Raw genomic sequence first — 18602 nt, 5'->3', positions numbered from 1 at the left:
ACATTAATTGGATTGTAGCACAGCTACATTTTGTTGCTGAATATATATATCCGTGTTGCCTGATGTATGCATCTCTATACTTAGAGGTATCCATCCACACTTTTTTGTATGTGGCTAGTTCCAGGAGAGAAATAGCTCCTGGATTTACGCAGATCTGGCCCGCATTGCTGGAATGTTTCAGTTCCGTTTATTCTAAAGCTGGTCAATGTATTCGTTCTAAGTTTTATCTGTACACTGGTTCTCTAGTAGACTGCCAATCAGAGATAAGGGCAGCTACGTCGCGATCTAGCGAATTGCCCTTGGCAATCTGGCCTGTTTGATGCATCACTTGAACCTTGATAGACCACCAGGTTAATCGCTGCTATGCGGAGAAGTAGGCCGAGGGTAAGGTGAGCGATGAGAGGAGTACCGGCAGAAGTTAGCTCTGCCGATACTCCGCCATACGCAAAGGGCCAGAGTTTGAAGGAGGTTTTCTACTTTTTAGATAGCCGAGATAATGCTCAGGGCTTACTCAGTTTATCCTGGCATGAAATATCCTCCCTTAACTTCCCGCAGTCTTCTATTGCTGAGTTTGAGACGGCGTGGGATCAGCGGCGTTCTGGTCGTTCTGGCCATTGCCTTGATTGTTCTGGTTGCCCTGGCCGTTCTGACCGTTGCCCTGATTGTTCTGGTTATTCTGCGCATTGTTCTGGTTGCCCTGGTCGTTCTGACCGTTGCCCTGATTGTTCATGGCATTCTGATTATTTTGGCCGTTGTTCTGATTATTTTGGTTGTTCATGGTGTTCTGGTTGCCCTGGTCGTTCTGGCCATTGCCTTGATTGTTCTGATCGTTCTGACCATTAGCCTGATTGTTCTGATCGTTCTGGTTATTCATGCCATTCTGGCCGTTGTTCTGAGCATTGCCTTGATTGTTCTGGTTATTGTTTCGACCCTGGCGAACGCGTACCTGGGCACCAGGACATGTCATATTTACCTGATTGGCTGCCTGGTCTAGAGCCAGGGTACAGGATTGACGATTAATGGTGAAGGAGCCGTTGCAACCCTGAATGGCGTTATTATTAATCGCACAGTTTATATTGCCCTGATTGTTCTGGCCATTATTCTGCATGTTGGCCTGGTTGTTCTGGTTGTTCTGGCCATTATTCTGGTTATCCATGTTGTTCTGATTGCCAGTCTGGTTGTTCTGGTTATTGGCCTGGTTATCCATGTTGTTCTGGTTACCAGTCTGGCTGTTCTGGTTATCCATGTTGTTCTGATTGCCAGTCTGGTTGTCCATGTTGTTTTGATTGTTCTGGTTGTTCTGGCCATTATTCTGCATATTGGCCTGGTTGTCCATGGTGTTCTGAGTATTGGCTTGATCATTCTGATTGTTGCCTTGAGCTCCCTGATTGTTCTGGCCATTATTCTGGTTGTTCTGATTGTTCTGGCCATTATTCTGATTGTTCTGGTTGTTTTGGTTGTTCTGATTGTTCTGGCCTGGCTGCTGAAGCCGGATGCGGGCGCCAGGGCACGTCATCTTGACTTGATTAGCTCCTGCGTTTGCCGACATCAAACAGAACTGACGATTGATGGTGAAGGAGCCGCTACAGCCCTGAAGGGCGTTGTTGTTAATCGCGCAATTTGTCTTTCCCGGGTTGTTGCCATTTCCGGCGGGCAGATTAATTGTTGCTGAGGTAGCAACGCCATTGCCATCTGTCTGGACAGTCACCGGGTTAGGCATATTGAGCAGCGCCTGGCATTTAAGGTTAGTATAAGAGGCGTTGAAGCGTTGCGCCAGGAACGTAAAGAGCGAATTGGCTGCGGCCGGATCAGGCGTGTTGGCATTCATAGTAATCTGCATATCTTGCTTAATCCGAGCCAACCCAGGATTTACCAGATTCTTACAATAGGTTGTACCGCTGGCCTGGTTGTTATTGAACGCAGGTGTCTGATCAACACCTACTCTGTAGAGATTCGTTTTTGCCAGGCTTGGTTGACCGTTGACAAGGGTCATCGGGTTTGTAAGCGGAACTAAAGCGATCGGTGCTTTCTGATTAGCGGCAGCTTGCAATTCGTCGAGGGCAAGCGCAGAAACCATAGCGTTCTGGTTAGCTAAGTCGGGGGCTTGCCAGGGCTGGCAGCCAAGAGCTGGATCGATAAACTGGGTGAGCAGCGCATTGTCGCTCGGATTGCCGAGTGTTGTGGCGTTCTGTAATTTTGCCTGGTTGGCAGCTGTAAACTGTGCGGTTTGCCCGTTTGCATTGGCCAGATATTGAGTTTGTACATTATCGCTCTGGTCCTGGTCTACTACGCTGAAATCGCGGGTAGTAGGACAGGGCATACCATCTTTAGCGGTACCCAGAGCAGGAACAGTCAATTTTCCCGCCCGCATCGCCGCTCTGGCGGCCTGGAAGAATGCAGGAGCGTTACAATAAGAGAATTGCCCAAAGACAGAACCATTGAGGCCATTGACACAGTTTCCACGCGTTAGATCTCCGCGCAAACCCATAATGCCAACCCGTCCTCCATGGTTTCTGACAACCGTTAGATTGTTTCCATTGAAGCCAAACCATATTGCCACTACGGCGCGAGCAGGAAGTTGCGGAGGTGTGGGCTGTACGGCGGGCTGGGTGCCCTGGTCGATAACCAATGGGCTATAGACGGAAATTTTCCCTGTGGCGGGGTCCAGGATTGCTGCCTGGACAAACGCAGACTGAGCGGCATTTGCTTCGTGGCAAGGGCCATTAGCAGCGTTAGTGGCTACCAACTGATAGGGAGTGGCCAGCCCCTGAGCGCTTAAGGGATTTGGTGGTACTGTCAGGGAGCAGTCGGCGTTGGCGTTAGCTGCGTGCGATAAGATATTCGGGAGGATGAAAACTGAGGCAGCTATTAACGCAAGAACAACAGGGACGCTCAAACCCGCGAGCATCAGTGGAGAGAGGCGCCTGCGCCTGCTCGGTTTACGTGTAGGTGCTGGTATGCGTTCTTGGAGCTTAAGCATATATTGACATACCCCTTTCTTAAGAGTGCAAATATTGCTGGCAAATGGATCTGTATGTTGTCTATGTCGCCTATTGCCCTTTTGCACTTTCGCTACTATTTCTCCTCATAAAGAGCTGCTGTTAGTTGAAGATACATAATCTGAAAAGGCCCTTTGTTTGTATCTGGTGGCACTTTGGTGTCAGAAATTTAATTATTGCTGTACTATGCTAACCGCCAGAAAATTTCATAGCGTTTCTTCTTAGGATATGCTATGAGGTTTTGCCTCTTCATGTATCCAAATAGCTTTGTTACGATGGTACCATGTTGATGCGCTAACAGTGTATCTATATATTATTAAATAATACAAAAGTACCAATATATAGTTATGGAATCTTAACCACATTTTTCTTCTAATGACGAAATGGTCCTTAGCTTGATGATATATGTAAAAATGGCTCTTCTTAAACGTGGAGGGTTTGATGACAGGAACTTAGAGGCTTTCCAGGTCCCTAAAGGGTTGAGGAGATCTGAATTGGCGGCGAGCTTTGGTCTGCGTTGGGACTGAAGGCGAGCCTTCAACAGCATGGCTAAGCGCGCTAGCAAATTCGCCTACGCTGCTAAAGCGCTCATCAGGATCTTTGGCGAGGGCTTTCATTACTACATATTCGATGGCAGGAGAGAGTGCGCTGTTTTTGGCGCGCAAAGGAACTGGAGGGACAAACAAATGCTGATGAACAAGCTCATCGAAAGAGCCAGAGAAAGGCCAGCTTCCACAAAGCCATTCATAAACGACAATACCAAGAGCATACTGATCGCTGCTCCTGCGCGGCTTGCCTTGCAATTGTTCGGGCGCTGCGTAAATGACAGTTCCCTCAAAATCATATACTTCCGCATAAAGTGGATCGAGACTTTGAGAAACAACTGCGATGCCGAAGTCGCTGAGGAGGACTTCATTGTTTGGGCCAAGTAATAGATTCTGGGGCTTGACGTCCCGATGGATGAGTTTGTGTTGATGAATATAGTCAAGCGCTAAGGCTACCTGATTGATATATAGTGTAACGATTTCTGGGGAGAGCGATGTTCCCTTTGGATGGCGCTCGCGCAGGCTACCGTGAGGAGCATAGTCCATGACAAGATATGCTGTATCATCCTGAAGACCAAAGTCCAGGACCGGTACAATATGCGGATGCCGTAAATGGATGAGAACAGAAGCTTGAGCGAGAAATTTAGCTATATCGTTTTCAGTTCTTCGTCCATCCAGTATTTTTACTACCGCCTGTGTATGAAAAAGCTCATGCTCCGCCAGGTAGATCTGCGAAAAACCGCCTCGTCCCAACTGGCACAATAGACGATAGTTGCCAAATAGTTGTTCTAACTGGCCTCTAATCATCCAGGTTCTTAAACCTCTCTTAGAAGCTTCTGCTCCGCCTATAGGGAACCAGAGCTATTGTAATAGCACACATAAGCTATGTCAACATGCTTGCTTTATTAATATATGCCCCAATGCTAACATAGAAATGCGTATTATGTACTTAGCTCCATACTTAGCTCAGTCCGAGTACAGGAGTGGATGACTAATACTGTACCATAAAAAATTATCCTCTTCTTACCTCAGCAATGGCAGAGCTCAAAAGTACTATTGAGCCTTTACATCGGGCAAGTGGCATTTATCTTGAGGAAGGTAGGGAACGCGAATGCTTTATCTAGTATTAATAGCGCCGGTTTGTTTCGATTATCGCTAGCTCATTGGAAGAGAAGTTGAGCTGGTCTGCCTACATTAGTAATACTTTGTATGCAAGATAGGGTGAATTAGTATAATATACATCTGTATTTGCAAGAAAACCCTGGGCGGACTAAATAGCTTTAGGGATGCCTGATTGCCTAAGTGCGTTTGCAAGGTAGAGATTTTCTTGGTGCGTATAATAAAAATAGGAATGTTTATGGTAAATAAGAGAAATATAGAAAATAGGAGTCTTCTTGTTAGATGCGTTAATGATATCCTGGTAGAAAGGGGGGTATATGCTTCCAGATGAACCGGGAGTGACCGTCATTGCTGACGACAACTACTTCTCGAATCGGGAAGGATATCAGCCAAATTATATCATTTTGCATGGTACCGCAGGCGGTACAAGTGCTGAAGCTATTGCTAACTACTTCCAGTCGACGCAAGGTAGCAGTAACCCTGTATCCAGTCATTACGTTATTGGGCGCGATGGCGAAATTGTGCAATGTGTAAGCGAAAGCGATGGAGCCTGGGCGAATGGCTATATCTCTGCTGGGCACGATCCCTGGTGGAGCAGCGCCGTCAATCCCAATGATATTACTGTCTCGATTGAGCATTGCAAGCCCTCAAGCGATAATAGCGATGAGCTCACAGCGGCGCAAAAGGATGCGAGCTTTCGTCTGATCAAGCACATCTGCCAGCGGCATAACATTCCTGCTCGTAAAGCCGATGGCAATGGTGGCATTACCGGCCATTTCTCCATTGACCCTGTTAATCGGGCCAATTGTCCTGGTCCTTATCCCTGGGATGAGCTATGGTCTTTTCTTCAGCAAAGCGAGGTCACTGTGTTACAAATCAGTCAAGTATCCCAATACTTCGAAGAAATAGAGAAGGATCAGCGCTGGCATTGCAAAGTTGCCTCAAGCCTTGACGGAAAGCAGCATGATATTGCCTACGGCTTGCTTGCCTTCTATCGCACCTTTGGACAGGTTGGCTTGAATGGCCTCTCCATTTTTGGCCTGCCCACTTCTGATGAGATACATGTACCCGGGACGAAACAGGCAGCCATCCAATTTATGGAACGGGGAGCCATGCTTTACGATCCTGGTAATGAAGTGGATGGCGTGCCGGGCTTGCCCGGACCCTGCTTCCCTGCGCATATAGACAAGGGACCCGGGCAAGATCCTCGAATTGCTACGTTAACGAAACAGGTTACGCAATTGCAGACCGAGCTGCAGAACTGCAATGGAACCAAGCCGAGCCTGGTCCCAGCCTCCATAAAAAGACTTTTTAGTCGTACGTAGGTTTGGCGAGGCTAAACCTGCATGGGGATGACACTCGACTGAGTGCCATCTCCTGCTTGCTTGTTGTCTGCCTCTTGGATAGAGGCAAGGAAATTATTAGCGCTTTTGTCTGTCGTAGCGCTCGCCTTGTGCGTTGGTGCGGATAAAAGGTTCCTCAACCTCCAGCGAGGTCAACAGGCCGTAGCGATGCGGTTTCCTGAAGGCATTGCCCCAGGTTTCGCGCGCGCGATAGGCGCGTAGCTTGTCAAGATCAAAGGGGGCCAGGAAGATTCCTTCGTGCTCTCCCGCTTCTATGATCAGGGTATCGCGCAGGCCGCCATCCTCAAATGTGCATGGATCAAAAGCTACTGAGTGCCCATTCTCCTGGGGTGCCGCGTAGTTGGCCATAGCCACACCGACCATGTTTTCGTAAGCTCGCATCCTGAATTGCTCAATGCGCAGAGATTCTAGAGGGCAGGCATTTGGCGTAAGGATAAGCTCGGCGCCCTTAAGCATGAGAATTCTTGCGCTTTCTGGGAACTCACGATCGTAACAGATCATTGTCCCGATTTTTACTTCGCCTGCGGATGTGTCCAGTGAGCTGACGAAGAAATCGTCGCCCGGCGTGAGGAACCATTCTGGTTCGTCAAAGTCACAGGTGTGGATTTTGGCATAGGTCATAATAATTTCGCCATGTCTATCAATAAGGGAGACGCTGTTGCGCGGCCCTCCTTGCCACTTTTCGAGATAGCTAATCGCGATAGCCATTTGCAGCTCTCTGGCCAACTGACGAAAGTGCGTGATAAATGGATCATCGCGGCCAATTGCCTGGGATAGCCACTGTGCGCGGGCGCTCGGCTCTACTCCGCCAATCTTTGCAGGCGATTGCGTCCAGGCCTGGGGCGCTCTCCATATATCGCCACCATCAGAATCGTGTGGATAGCCTGCTGTATAGCCAATATTCCACATTTCGGGGAAGAGTGCGATGTCGGCCCCCATCTGGCGCGCTTGCCGACAAAATGCTTCTCCCTTACGCAGATTTGCCGCCTGATCGTTGGCGTGGCCGGTCATCTGTAGAAGTGCTACCGTTACTTGCATGCTCTGAGGAAAACCTTTCATGTCTTGGAATTCTTCTATTTATCATCTACTCAATTTCTCTTGCGCTTGTTTAGCGTAAAGCACTGCCATAGGTTATATGGCTTTGTCTGGGGATGCTGTATGCAGGTGGAGATCTGCAGCGAGGACGGCTAATGGAGAAGCTTTGCTGCGAGCGCTTATTGAGATGCGCAAAACAAACTAGCTCATTTGCTTGCTGGCGAATGAGGGAAAAATGAAGCTTAGTTTGTCTGCTGTAGCAACGTCAATAAAAGGTATGCATATGTGGATTTCTCACAACGTCGGTTAAATTATTAATGTGATTCTACCATAGCCGTTTAGCTCTGTCTAATGCATGAATGGTCCTTGACAAAACCAATCGGCGCAGACGCTTGAGCGCTCTTATCAAAGGTGACAGGTGGTGCAGCCTGCTCAGGACTGAGAAATATCATTTTTAGCTAACGCGTCAGATGGCCCCTGCCCAGTGCGCTGATCACCAGCGTAATGTTATGATATTCAAGAGAGTTTATCGGGTGTAGCAAGTAACGTCTCTATCCATCCCGCAACCTCACTAGCGAGATGGCCTGGCTATTGTTAAGGGCTCCGTTTCCCATCTGGCTGCCATCCTGGAGGTACCTGAATGAATTTGCAACCTTATCAAGACACAACTGGCCTGCTTAAGGCCGTACCTCTTCCCGATCTTGTATTGCTACGTCAGCGTTTTCCTCGTCAGCGTGTTCAGGATGTAGAAAGTACTGTAGTAGAGGTTTTGGAGCAAGCCAGCCTGGCGGAGAAGATTCGGCCCGGCGCTCGTATCGCCATCGCTACAGGCAGCCGCGGTATTGCTAATATTGCTGAAATTATACGTACTCTAGTCGTCACGCTACGTCGTTATGGGGCCGATCCTTTTGTCATCCCAGCTATGGGAAGTCACGGAGGCGCAACGGCCGAGGGGCAAAGAGCAGTTTTGGCGAGCCTGGATATAACCGAAGCATCTGTCGGCGCGCCCATTATTTCTTCGCTTGAGGTAGATGTACTTGGCAAGCTTCCTGCTGGTTTACCCGTCTACATTGATCGGGTGGCTCATCAGGCCGATGGCATCATTCTTGTGAACCGGATTAAACCCCACACTGACTTTAATGCACCCATTGAGAGCGGTCTTTCCAAGATGCTAGCGATCGGGCTGAGCAAACATGCTGGCGCTCTGGCCGTGCATTCCTGGGGATTAGAAGGTTTAAAGCATTATGTTCCTGAAGTCGCAAAGTATGTAGTCTCCCACGCTTCTATTCTTTTGGGCCTGGCCATTGTCGAGAATGCCTTCGATGAGGTCGCGGAGATAGCCGCGGTGCAGCCCGCCGGGATTGGCGCCGAACATGAGCGTCTCTTGACGCAGCGGGCCAAGGATATGATGCCTCGTCTGCCCTGGGATGTCCTTGACGTTCTGGTAATTGATAAGATGGGCAAAAATATTAGTGGGGCTGGCATGGACACGAATATCATTGGTCGTCTGCGCTCGGGGGAGCAAAAACCCACGGCTGCGAGAATTAGCAATATAAGCGTGCACGATCTAACCGATGAGTCGCATGGGAATGCGATTGGTCTGGGTACTGCTGACTTTGTGACGGCGCATCTGATGAGCAAAGTGGATTTTCACTCTTTTTATATCAATGTTTTAACGGCTGGCGTTATCGCCGTCGATGCGGGAAAAGTTCCTATGGTCTTTTCTACGGATCGCGAGGCTATAGCGGCTGCGCTGCATACAAGTGGCTGTCCTGATCCCACAAAAATACGCTTAGCGCGTATTGAAAGCACCTTGCGGCTTGAATATATGCTGGCAAGTTCTGCTTGTCTCGCAAGCCTGCGGCCCGAAAGCAAGGTAGAAATCCTTGGTGCGGCGCAAGCCTTTCCGCTTGATACAAGCGATACACTTATTCCCTTTGCTGATCTGCGTATGCGCCAGGCATAAACTATGGTTTGACAATGGAGAAGAGAGCTTTCTCAGGATCAGGTAATGGGAACGCGCCCAGCCCTGAACCTGTTTGGATAGAGTATCTCATAAAGAGCTGCTCTAGGATAGCAAGGGTAAAGGCTCAACAGGGCCTGTACCTTCTGCAGGCTAAGTCAAATGAGTGTAGCTGTCCCAGTTATTCGCTCGGACCGGTTACGCTCTTCAATCAGGGCTAATGAGGCCCATTCTCACGAGGAAATTGCATATGGATACTCCAGACACCCAGACCCCCAAAGTACACGTCGTTGTGCGCAGCGGCCCTCCGCGCGGGGAACCAGTTCCGCTCAACGATGTAGCGATGCTGCTCAATGCAAAAGATGACGTGGCGATTGCGCGCGTCCCCCTGAGCCGAGGAGTTATTATTCGCCTCCCGGATGGGACAAGAAATGGCGGCGAGCTGGTTGAGGTGCTGCAACGTGTGCCCTCAGCGCATAAGGTGGCTTTGCATGATATTGCTCAGGGGCAAGCAGTGCGGCGCTATGGTTCAATTATCGGTTTTGCCACGCAGCCTATTCAAGTGGGCTCGCATGTGCATAGCCATAATCTTGCAGTAGGAGAACTGCAGCAGGACTATGAATACGGTGTCGATGTCCATCCCGTTGATTTCCTTCCTCCTGAGCAGCGACGCACCTTCATGGGATATAGGCGGCCAGATGGCAAGGCAGGTACACGTAATTATATAGCTATTATCAGCACAGTGAATTGTTCGGCCAGTACCGTACGCTATATCCAGCGGCACTTTGGCCCGGAGATTATGCGTGAATATCCGAATATTGATGGGGTGATTGGCTTGACGCATAAGAGCGGCTGTGGGATGCGTCATGGCAGCTCGTCAGTAGAGCAATTGCAGCGCGTGCTGGCCGGTATGGCTATCCATCCAAATGTTGGGGCTTATCTCCTGGTGGGTCTTGGATGCGAGAGCAACCAGGTTCAGGAGATGATTCAGAATATGGAGCTGAGTCATGGCCGCCAGGCTTCGTGGAAAAAACCTTTATTTTTGACCATTCAGGAGAACCATGGCATCTCTGGCACTGTTGAGGAGGGGGCGCGGATGATCGCCGAGCTCTTGCCGCAAGTAAACGCTGTGCAGAGAGAGCCTATTCCTATCTCTGAATTGACGCTTGCTCTGCAGTGCGGTGGAAGCGACGGCTGGAGCGGCATTACGGCCAATCCTGCCCTTGGCTACTGCGTGGATGAACTGGTTCGCCAGGGCGGGACGGCGGTCTTGAGCGAAACGCCGGAGATCTACGGTGCAGAACATTTGTTGCTCAGGCGGGCTCGTAGTCGCGAGATTGGGGAGAAGTTTGTTGAGCGCCTGCGCTGGTGGGAGCATTATACTGCCATCAATGATATGGAGCTTGATAATAATCCGGCCCCTGGCAATAAGCTTGGCGGCTTAACGACGATTTACGAGAAGTCGCTGGGCGCCGTGGCAAAGGGCGGCTCAACGCCTTTGAATGCCGTGTACCGCTATGCCGAGCAGATTAACGAGCGTGGGCTTGTTGTGATGGATACGCCGGGCTACGATCCCGTTTCGGCGACCGGGCAAGTAGCTGGCGGGTCGAATATTATTGTGTTTACGACCGGTCGCGGATCGTGCTTTGGCTTTAAGCCAGCTCCTTCGATTAAAGTTGCGACAAACAAGACAACTTATGAGAATATGCGCAACGATATGGATATCAATGCCGGGGTAATCCTTGATGGAACCAGCATCCAGGAAGTTGGCCGGCAGATATTGGAGGAAGTTATTGCTGTAGCCAGCGGCAAGCAAAGTAAGAGCGAGGCCCAGGGCATTGGAGAGGAAGAATTCTCGCCCTGGATTCTGGGCGCAACCGTCTAAATGTTTTACGGCGTGCGGCTTTTGTTCAGCGAAAACTTCTTGCCCTGGTGAGCCAGTATAGCCGTGGTTTGCCCGAAGTTTCGTTGGAAGAGCTGAAGCCGCACGCTTAGCTACTTGTCGAGCTTTCTCGCTCTGGCCAGTGCCAGCCGCCAGAGGCCTGGCAAGCACTCTTCGCACCGGAAGAGCTCGATGGTGCGAAGAGGAGTTTCTGACGAATCCTTGTCGGCTGAACCGATTTGTGTCTGGCTCAACGAGCGCTTCCCACGCTGAGTTCAGGCGATTTTAGCGGAGTTCCTGTCAGTTCGGCGTAAACGCTGCGGATTACAAAGGGAATCCAAAGATCGTTTCCCCACTCCTGATAACGCTCTTTGATGACCCGGGCCGCTTCCTTATCGATGAGCTCAAGCGCCTGCCCTTCCTTGATACGCAGGTTTATGTCCTCACGAACAAAGGTAAAGAAGTCTTGAACCTCCTGTAAGAGGGCAGTCGTTCCCAAATCCCCATGCCCTGGAACTACCGTTGTCGGAGCAAGACGAAGCATATGCGTAAGTGCCTCGATCCAGCGCCTGGAGCTGGCATCCTGATCAAAGAGGATGGGGAACAGGCGGTTCTCTACGAGATCGCCAGTGAATAGTATCCCCTCGTGCGGGAGAAAAACGATCTGATCACCGCGCGTGTGACCGGCCAGTTCTCGTAGCACTACCTGCTTGCCACCCAGGTCGATGACCTTTTCTCCTTGATAGGTTTCATCCGGCATCACCATTTCTACACCTTCAAGCGCCTCGCGAACTTCGGGACCTAGATCGCGGAAAATGTGTAGAAAGAGAGCTCCTTTTTCTTGTAGTTCGTCTGCCTGAGCGGCATTGCTGATAATGATAGCCAGCCCTTTGAAGACTTGAGTGCCAAAGGCATGCTCGGGATGAAAGTGTGTGCTTGTGAGCAAGAGTGATTTCGCTCCGGCTATCTCCCTGGCTTTGTGGAGCACTCTTTGGCCATTTGCTATCCCCAGGCCGCTATCGACGACGAGCACGGCGTCTGTACCGCTGATGATCCCAATATTGGGCACCAGGTCGCTGTGCTGGTCAGGAATCACCATAACCCCGGGAGCAATTTCCCTAGCTAATTCTGCTTGAATCAGGGGCGGACGGTTGAATTGAGACATTACTTCTTCTCCTATCAAGAACTTGAGAGGTAAAACATCCCTCTATGAGACGAAAGCGCTTTTGCCGGTTAAGCTCTTCCTGAAACTTATCTGCGACAAAGAGGTGCGCTTCACTTTTGTTCGATCAATGCAGGAAGACGCGCCTGGTTGTTGAAGCGTCTCCCTGTTGGATATAATGCTACAGGATGATCCCTTTCAAGTTGCGGACAAAAAGGGATTTCTGTTGGTTAGACCACGGATGGAACAGATTGTCGAAAACAAGGCTCATCTGTGAAGGGAACATATGGATCTGAAGAAAAGCAACGCGCGAGAAGATCCACGGGTGCTGCGCACGAGGAAGCTCTTGCTGCAAGCCTTTTCAGAGCTCTTTGTAGAAAAGGGCTTTTATGCGATGACGGTGCAGGATATTACTGAGCGGGCAAGCGTCAACCGAGGTACCTTTTATACCCATTTTGAGGACAAGCCTGCGATCCTGGAATGCTGGCTGCGTGAGCAATTTCAGGAGCATATAGCGAGGAAGGTACTTAGCTCAGAACCCTTGAGCGCGAGTACTATTCGCTTGCTTGTTGGCAACGTTATTGAATGGTTTGCTCAGTTACACCAGCTGACGAGATCAGCAGACCGAGCGCTAATTCCACTGGTGGTGACAACCCTGCAAGAAGCGCTCTTTGAACTGCTCTGGCAAGGCCTCAAGCCGGCAGCCGGCTCTGGAGTGGGTCAGCGGGTTGATGTGGAAACCGTGGCCATGGTCACAAGCTGGGCGATCTTTGGTGCTGGCTTCCAATGTTTCAACCAGTGGGATGGGCAGACGACGACCGTGCCTGCAGACGAGTTGGCTGACCAGGTAACAAGTACACTGCTGGGCGGCTTGGCACAGGCCTTGCCTGCTTTCTCGCTAACTTGATTTGAGCAATTAAGCGCATTTTATGCTGATTGTCGCGGTTGGTGCAACTACGTTGCGCTCAGAAACGAAAGCTAATTCCGGTTTACCACTTCTCTCCAGGCCTTCAAAGTAGCCATGAGGTTGGCACACGCTCCAAGCTCCTCATGATGCATCTCAAGTTAAGGTTCTGATTAATTGTCCACTTGACAAGTCCCTTGCAAATATGGTTCTATCTATATATTAATTGGTATGTACCAATTAATAGTGGTACTGACAATACTCAATGTAGCGGGTCAAAGGTCGGCTAGCGGAGAGGAATGTGTGGGGAGTTTAGCTAAGCGCCATCTTTACCGCTCACCCGAGAGACGAGGAGAAATGATGAAATTGGAATTGCCACGCGGCCTGGTTGTCTCCTGCCAGGCACATGGAGATAACCCCTTGCGTGGTGCAGAAACAATGGCGGCCATGGCCGTGGCCGCGGAACGCGCCGGAGCTATCGCTATCCGGGCCGATGGCCCAGACGACATTCGCGCGATTGCCAGGCGTGTGCAGCTACCGCTCATTGGGATCTATAAGGTAGATCAGCCCGCTAAGCGAGCCTGGATTACTCCAACCTTCGAGCATGCCCACGCCCTGGTGGAAGCGGGTGCAAGTATAGTTGCCCTCGATGCCTCCTACGACTATCAGCCCGATGATGGGAACCTGACCACCCTTATAACCCGCATTCATGAAGAGCTAAAAGTGCCTGTCTTCGCAGATATTTCCACCTTTGCTGAAGCTCAGCGGGCCTGGAAACTGGGGGCGGAAGCCGTGCTTTCCACACTTTCTGGCTATACCAGCCAGAGCCCTGCGCGCACTACTCCTGATGGTGAACTGGTTGCCCGGTGCGCCAAGGCTGGAATGTGCGTAATTGCCGAAGGCCATGTGCGTTCTCCTGAGCAGGCCAGCATGTTGTTGAGCCGGGGTGCTTATGCTGTCGTTGTTGGCACGGCGATCACAAATCCGCTGGCAATTGCTTCGTGGTATAGAGAGGCTATGCAGGATGTTCTGCAGAACTAAGGAGATGTGAAGCTATGAGCTATCTATGTGTCGATGGCGGCCAGACACGAACAGCGATCTTCTTATTGCGTGGTGAAGGAGAGCAGCTGGCTTTCTGGGAGGAGCGGCCCTTTATTACGCCCTCCCTGCCAGGCGGAATGGAGATTTTTCGTGGCATTATCCGCAGCGTCTGCGAGACCTTGCAGACGCAGATCGATGCGCATAGCTATGAATTGCCAGAGGCCGCATGCTTTAGCTTAAGCGGATTTAAGGAAAGTGATAGCGAGCTTGCCCAACTGGTCGAGACGGAGGTACGGGCCCACTTTCCGCGTATTACCCATGTCTATACGGTTCCAGACTATGTAGGAGCCTGGGCGGCGGCCACGCGAGGCGCTCCTGGTATCATCATCATCAGTGGCGGAGGCAGCATTGCCTATGGTCGCGATCAGCAGGGCAGAGCTCTGCGTGCGGGTGGTTGGGGTCATCTGCTGGCTGATGAAGGTAGCGGTTACTGGATCGGTATGCAGGCCATTAAAGCTGTCATGCGCGCTAATGATCACATTATTCCAGCAACTCGTTTGCAAGAGCCTTTGCAACAGCGCCTACAGGCAGGCGATAACGCAGAACTGCAGCAGCGCGTCTATTCGGGGGCTGTTGATGATGCCGAGATTGCGCGCCTGGTGCCTCTGGTACTGCAGGTTGCCGAAGAAGGCGATAGGGCTGCCCAAAACATTTTGCACGAGGGCGCGCACTATCTAGCCGGCCTGGCCGCCGCTCTGATCGGAAGTCTGGGAAAACTGCCAGTCTATCCTACTGGTGGTGTGTTTCAAGCATCCCTGATGCGTTCCTTGCTTGAGCAACAGCTTTCGCGGCTGGGATTGAGTGTAGATGTACGCGCCGAGCACATTGATCAGTTGTATGGCCTGCTGATAATTGCTCGCCAGGGCCTTAAATGAGAAAGGCCACGTTCTTTTAGGACAGCCATCCGCTCGTCCTCTCGTAGGGACGTAAAGCTCAAAGAGGAGATGAAGAGTCTATGTCTGATATATCTGCGAAGGGAGCTTCAGTTCCCGGCGCCACAGCAGGTAGCCGAAAAAATCCTTATGTATACTTTATAACCGCGCTCGCCGCCCTTGGTGGGCTACTCTTTGGCTATGATACAGGAGTAATTTCTGGCGCGCTCCTCTATATTAATCAGGACTTTCACCCGAGCGCGTTTCTCGCCGGCCTGATCGTTAGCGCTATCTCGATTGGCTCATTGGTTGGTGCACTTACCTCTGGCGCGCTCTCGGATGTAGTGGGGCGCAAAAAGATGGTCATCGTGGCCTCGATAGTCTTTGGGATAGGCGCGCTGGCAACCGCCTTCTCGCCAGATACCGTATTCCTAATTATCACGCGTTTCGTCCTGGGCTATGCGGTCGGCTGCGCCTCGGTAACCATTCCGCCCTACATTGCTGAGGTTGCTCCTACCCAAGTGCGCGGTCTGCTTGTTTCGCTCTATCAACTCGCTATCACTATTGGTATTCTCTGCGCTTATCTTATCAACTTTGCCTTTTCCGGCTCTGGCAACTGGCATATTATGCTCGGTCTTGCCGTGATCCCGGCCCTTATCCTTTTCATTGGTATGCTCTTTGTTCCCGAGAGCCCGCGCTGGTTTATTGGCCGAAATCGGGTAGAAACTGCTCGTCTTGTGCTGCAGCGTGTACGCGGCACGGCTGACGTAGAGGACGAGATCAGGGAAATCCAGACTATGGAGCGGCAGGAACAGGGAGGCTTTCGCGACCTTTTTAGTCCGTGGGTGCGACCGATGTTGATTGTGGGACTGCTCCTTGGCTTCTTTGGGCCCGCCGCTGGTATCAATGCTATCATTTACTTTGCCCCGACACTTTTCACCTCTATTGGCCTGGGCAATGCAGCCTCGCTGCTCACTACGGTTGGCGTGGGGGTGATCAATGTGCTCATGACGGTAATTGGTATGCTGATTATCGATAAAGTTGGCCGGCGTTCGCTGCTCATCTTTGGTCTGGCCTGGGTCGTGCTCAGCCTGATAGTTCTCTCGCTAGTCTTTATGGTACCTGGCCTGGCCAGTTCGCTGCCTATTCTTCCAGTGATCTGTGTTCTGGTCTATATCGCTGCTTTTGCCATCAGCGTCGACATGGTGGTTTTCCTGATACCCGCCGAGATCTTTCCTCTCAAGATCCGTGGGGTGGCCATGAGCAGTTCGATGGTAGTTAATCAGGTCACCAACTTTGTGGTTTCTCTGACTTTTCTGACCCTGCTACAATCGCTGGGACAGGCTGGTACATTCTGGATCTATACGGTGATCAGCGTTCTCTTCCTTGGGTTCACAATTGCTATGATTCCTGAGACGCGTGGACGTAGCCTGGAGGAGATTCAAGCTTCTCTACATCATCGCTCTTCGAGAGCCTGAGCACAAATAATCTTAAGAGAGCCCGGCCCGTTTATGCTTGAGCAGGTTAAATGAGAGCTATAAGCCTGCTTAGAGAAAGGTAGGGGAAGAGCGGCCCGTAATGGTTGTTCTTCCCCTTTTTCCGCTGCTCAACACTGTGGGCAGGAACGCCAGCCCTGGCCGTAAGCAGTATTAATAGATTTCTCTATTGATCAGTTGCTTAGCGCGCCATTGAAGCCCTCGAATTTATAAGCTTACCACTCTCTAGCTGGTAGCGGAACTTCGATAATTGTGGGCTTATTAAGGCTTGATGCCTTGCGAATGGCATCACGTAGTGCTTCTGGGTTTTCTGCGCGCATACCCTCGGCATGGAAAGCATGAGCTAGCGCAACATAGTCAGGAGCGACCAGATCCGTGGCAATGTAGTGCTTAGCATAGTCGTAGTGCTGAGCTCTTTTCACAGCTGTAAATGTGGAGTCATTAAAGATGATGATGACAACCGGTATTTTCTCCTGTACCGCTGCTGCCAATTCGCCTGTGTTGAGCAGGAAGCCACCGTCGCCGCAAAGGGTGATAACTTGACGCTCTGGCGCGCCAACTTTGGCGCCCAGGGCCAGAGGCAGGCCGCAGCCGATCGTGCACAGTTCGTTGGGATGGATATAAGTGCGAGGCTCGTAGGTGGGTAGATATTGGGCGCTGGCATAGCCAAGCATTGTCATGTCCGCGACGACGATCCCATTGTTGGGCAGACCTTCGCGTACGCCATCGAGTAGGTGAACCATTTCACCATAGCTTTTGTGGCAGCGCTCGCGTAGCGCTTTACGTATACGTTCTAGCTCTGCTAATAGGGCGGCTTGATCGCGCGAGAAAGGCTGATCGTGCAAGCGCTCCAACAGGGCTTCAAGCGTAAGGCGTGCATCGGCGGCAAGGCCTATGCGTACAGGATAGTGCCGCCCAATCTCCGCCGGATCAATATCAACCTGGATCAGAGCCTGTGGTAGCGGATAGCCATGCTCACCCGTGCGATGTAAGCCAAGCTTGCTGCCAACGATAAGCGCAACATCGGCCTTTTCGATCAGGGCATAGACTTCAGCCGGAGCGCTGTTATTCACTGAAATAACGAGAGGATGCTCGCTTGGTAAAACGTCGTGACTCTTATTTCCGAGGATAACGGGTGCACCAAGCAATTCGGCCAGCCGGGCCAGGTGCGTGTTAGCAGCAGCTGCAGTTACACCGGCTCCGGCGATAATAAGAGGTCTCCTGGCCTCGCGTAAAAGGCGCGCCGCAGCGTCGAGACTTTCCTTTTCTGGCTGCGGCAGGACGATTTCAGCGGGTTCAGGAATCTCTACATCAGCTTCTGCCTGAAGGAGATCTAGAGGTACTTGTAGATAAGCCCCGCGCGGACGCCCCTGCCTCAAGGCCCGAAACGCATCGTTAAGCGCATAGGGCAGCTCTTCGACGTGCTCTACTACACGGGTCCAGCCGGCCAGCGCTTCCATGACCCCGGCTTGGTTTTTAATTTCGTGCAATAATCCCTTTGGATGTCGCGTTGCCGAACGTGGGAGACTTGAGCTGATGACAAGAAGCGGGATAGAATCAGAATAAGCGCTGGCAACAGGTGTTGCTACGTTGGTAACTCCCGGACCAGTGATCGTTGTCACAACGCCATAAATTTGTTGAAAGTACCCCATATAAAGACATCCTGGTCATTCTGCAGTCTGTTCTGGGATGCATTAACCCAGATGATAAGAGAACTTTGATAGCCTCTTAGGAGATAGATCGTAGCTCCTGCTCTAGTTCAGAAGTCTCGCTAAACTTCTAGCGAGACTTCTTTTTCGTACAGAAAGCTGATTGACTGTAATGTTATGCTATAAACACATTAGGTGTTATAAATATATTTGGAGGAAAAATAATTATGGATGATTTAGACGAATTGGATAGATCACGTTGGCTGGAGCCTATCCTAAGAGAGGCAAAAGCGTTTCAACATCAATATCACTTTGATAGTGCAGAGAAGTGGGAAGGAGAAGAAGAGGAAGAAGATATCTCTTGTGATGAGAGCAAAGAGGAGCCAGAGAGGATTGAAAAGAAATATAGCGCAATATTGATAGATGGATTATGGCTAGCGCTACCTTGATGGATGGATTATGGTTCTCTCTAGCGAAAAAGCCTCCCTGAGAACTCCAGGGAGGCTACTTT

At 50.8% G+C, this 18602-nt stretch carries 13 protein-coding genes; 8 read left to right on the top strand and 5 right to left on the bottom strand.

The window, feature by feature from the left end; genetic code table 11:
* Window positions 1-559 precede the first annotated feature (559 nt).
* Window positions 560-2980 (bottom strand): hypothetical protein, encoded by a 2421-nt coding sequence (locus EPA93_RS49130; RefSeq protein WP_207229582.1) that lies wholly within the window; start codon window positions 2978-2980, stop codon window positions 560-562.
* 471 nt (window positions 2981-3451) lie between these two features.
* On the bottom strand, window positions 3452-4351 hold the full coding sequence (locus EPA93_RS18265) for a serine/threonine protein kinase (protein ID WP_129888886.1): 900 nt from the start codon (window positions 4349-4351) through the stop codon (window positions 3452-3454).
* A gap of 629 nt (window positions 4352-4980) precedes the next feature.
* On the opposite strand from EPA93_RS18265, the gene EPA93_RS18260 reads away from it, so the two are divergent.
* Entirely contained in the window at window positions 4981-5988 is a 1008-nt protein-coding gene (locus tag EPA93_RS18260; protein ID WP_129888885.1) for an N-acetylmuramoyl-L-alanine amidase, read from the top strand.
* Window positions 5989-6084: 96 nt separating this feature from the next.
* Here the strand turns inward: EPA93_RS18260 and EPA93_RS18255 are convergent, their stop codons facing one another.
* A complete protein-coding gene (locus EPA93_RS18255; protein ID WP_242527438.1) occupies window positions 6085-7086 on the bottom strand; it encodes a carbon-nitrogen hydrolase family protein in 1002 nt (333 codons plus the stop codon).
* A 616-nt stretch (window positions 7087-7702) separates the two neighbouring features.
* Here EPA93_RS18255 and EPA93_RS18250 point away from each other — a divergent pair.
* On the top strand, window positions 7703-9028 hold the full coding sequence (locus EPA93_RS18250) for a nickel pincer cofactor-dependent isomerase, group 22 (RefSeq protein ID WP_129888884.1): 1326 nt from the start codon (window positions 7703-7705) through the stop codon (window positions 9026-9028).
* Between the two features lie 340 nt (window positions 9029-9368).
* Window positions 9369-10910 carry a UxaA family hydrolase gene (locus EPA93_RS18245; RefSeq protein ID WP_422877892.1) on the top strand — a complete coding sequence of 514 codons (1542 nt, stop codon included), beginning with the start codon at window positions 9369-9371 and terminating at the stop codon, window positions 10908-10910.
* 247 nt (window positions 10911-11157) lie between these two features.
* On the opposite strand, the gene EPA93_RS18240 is transcribed toward EPA93_RS18245, so the two are convergent.
* Window positions 11158-12072, bottom strand: a complete 915-nt coding sequence (locus EPA93_RS18240) for an MBL fold metallo-hydrolase (RefSeq protein ID WP_129888882.1) — start codon at window positions 12070-12072, stop codon at window positions 11158-11160.
* A 283-nt stretch (window positions 12073-12355) separates the two neighbouring features.
* Between EPA93_RS18240 and EPA93_RS18235 the strand changes: the two genes are divergently transcribed.
* The 4 genes from EPA93_RS18235 (at window position 12356) to EPA93_RS18220 (ending at window position 16424) form a co-directional block, all read left to right on the top strand.
* Window positions 12356-12976 (top strand): TetR/AcrR family transcriptional regulator, encoded by a 621-nt coding sequence (locus EPA93_RS18235; RefSeq protein WP_129888881.1) that lies wholly within the window; start codon window positions 12356-12358, stop codon window positions 12974-12976.
* Between the two features lie 354 nt (window positions 12977-13330).
* Entirely contained in the window at window positions 13331-14014 is a 684-nt protein-coding gene (locus EPA93_RS18230) for an N-acetylmannosamine-6-phosphate 2-epimerase (protein ID WP_129888880.1), read from the top strand.
* A gap of 14 nt (window positions 14015-14028) precedes the next feature.
* Window positions 14029-14949, top strand: coding sequence for an N-acetylglucosamine kinase (locus EPA93_RS18225; protein WP_129888879.1), 921 nt, complete (start codon window positions 14029-14031; stop codon window positions 14947-14949).
* A gap of 80 nt (window positions 14950-15029) precedes the next feature.
* Window positions 15030-16424: a sugar porter family MFS transporter gene (locus tag EPA93_RS18220; RefSeq protein ID WP_129888878.1), complete on the top strand. Its 1395-nt coding sequence runs from the start codon at window positions 15030-15032 to the stop codon at window positions 16422-16424.
* A gap of 233 nt (window positions 16425-16657) precedes the next feature.
* On the opposite strand, the gene EPA93_RS18215 is transcribed toward EPA93_RS18220, so the two are convergent.
* Window positions 16658-18094 carry a thiamine pyrophosphate-binding protein gene (locus EPA93_RS18215; protein WP_129888877.1) on the bottom strand — a complete coding sequence of 479 codons (1437 nt, stop codon included), beginning with the start codon at window positions 18092-18094 and terminating at the stop codon, window positions 16658-16660.
* Window positions 18095-18318: 224 nt separating this feature from the next.
* Between EPA93_RS18215 and EPA93_RS18210 the strand changes: the two genes are divergently transcribed.
* The gene (locus tag EPA93_RS18210) at window positions 18319-18540 is read left to right on the top strand and encodes a hypothetical protein (RefSeq protein ID WP_129888876.1); all 222 of its coding nucleotides are present in this window, start codon (window positions 18319-18321) and stop codon (window positions 18538-18540) included.
* Window positions 18541-18602 lie beyond the last annotated feature (62 nt).

The sequence above is a fragment of the Ktedonosporobacter rubrisoli genome, assembly GCF_004208415.1.
Classification (GTDB): domain Bacteria; phylum Chloroflexota; class Ktedonobacteria; order Ktedonobacterales; family Ktedonobacteraceae; genus Ktedonosporobacter; species Ktedonosporobacter rubrisoli.
The sequence above is the reverse complement of the archived record's forward strand: the minus strand, read 5'-3'. Positions and strand labels throughout refer to the sequence as shown.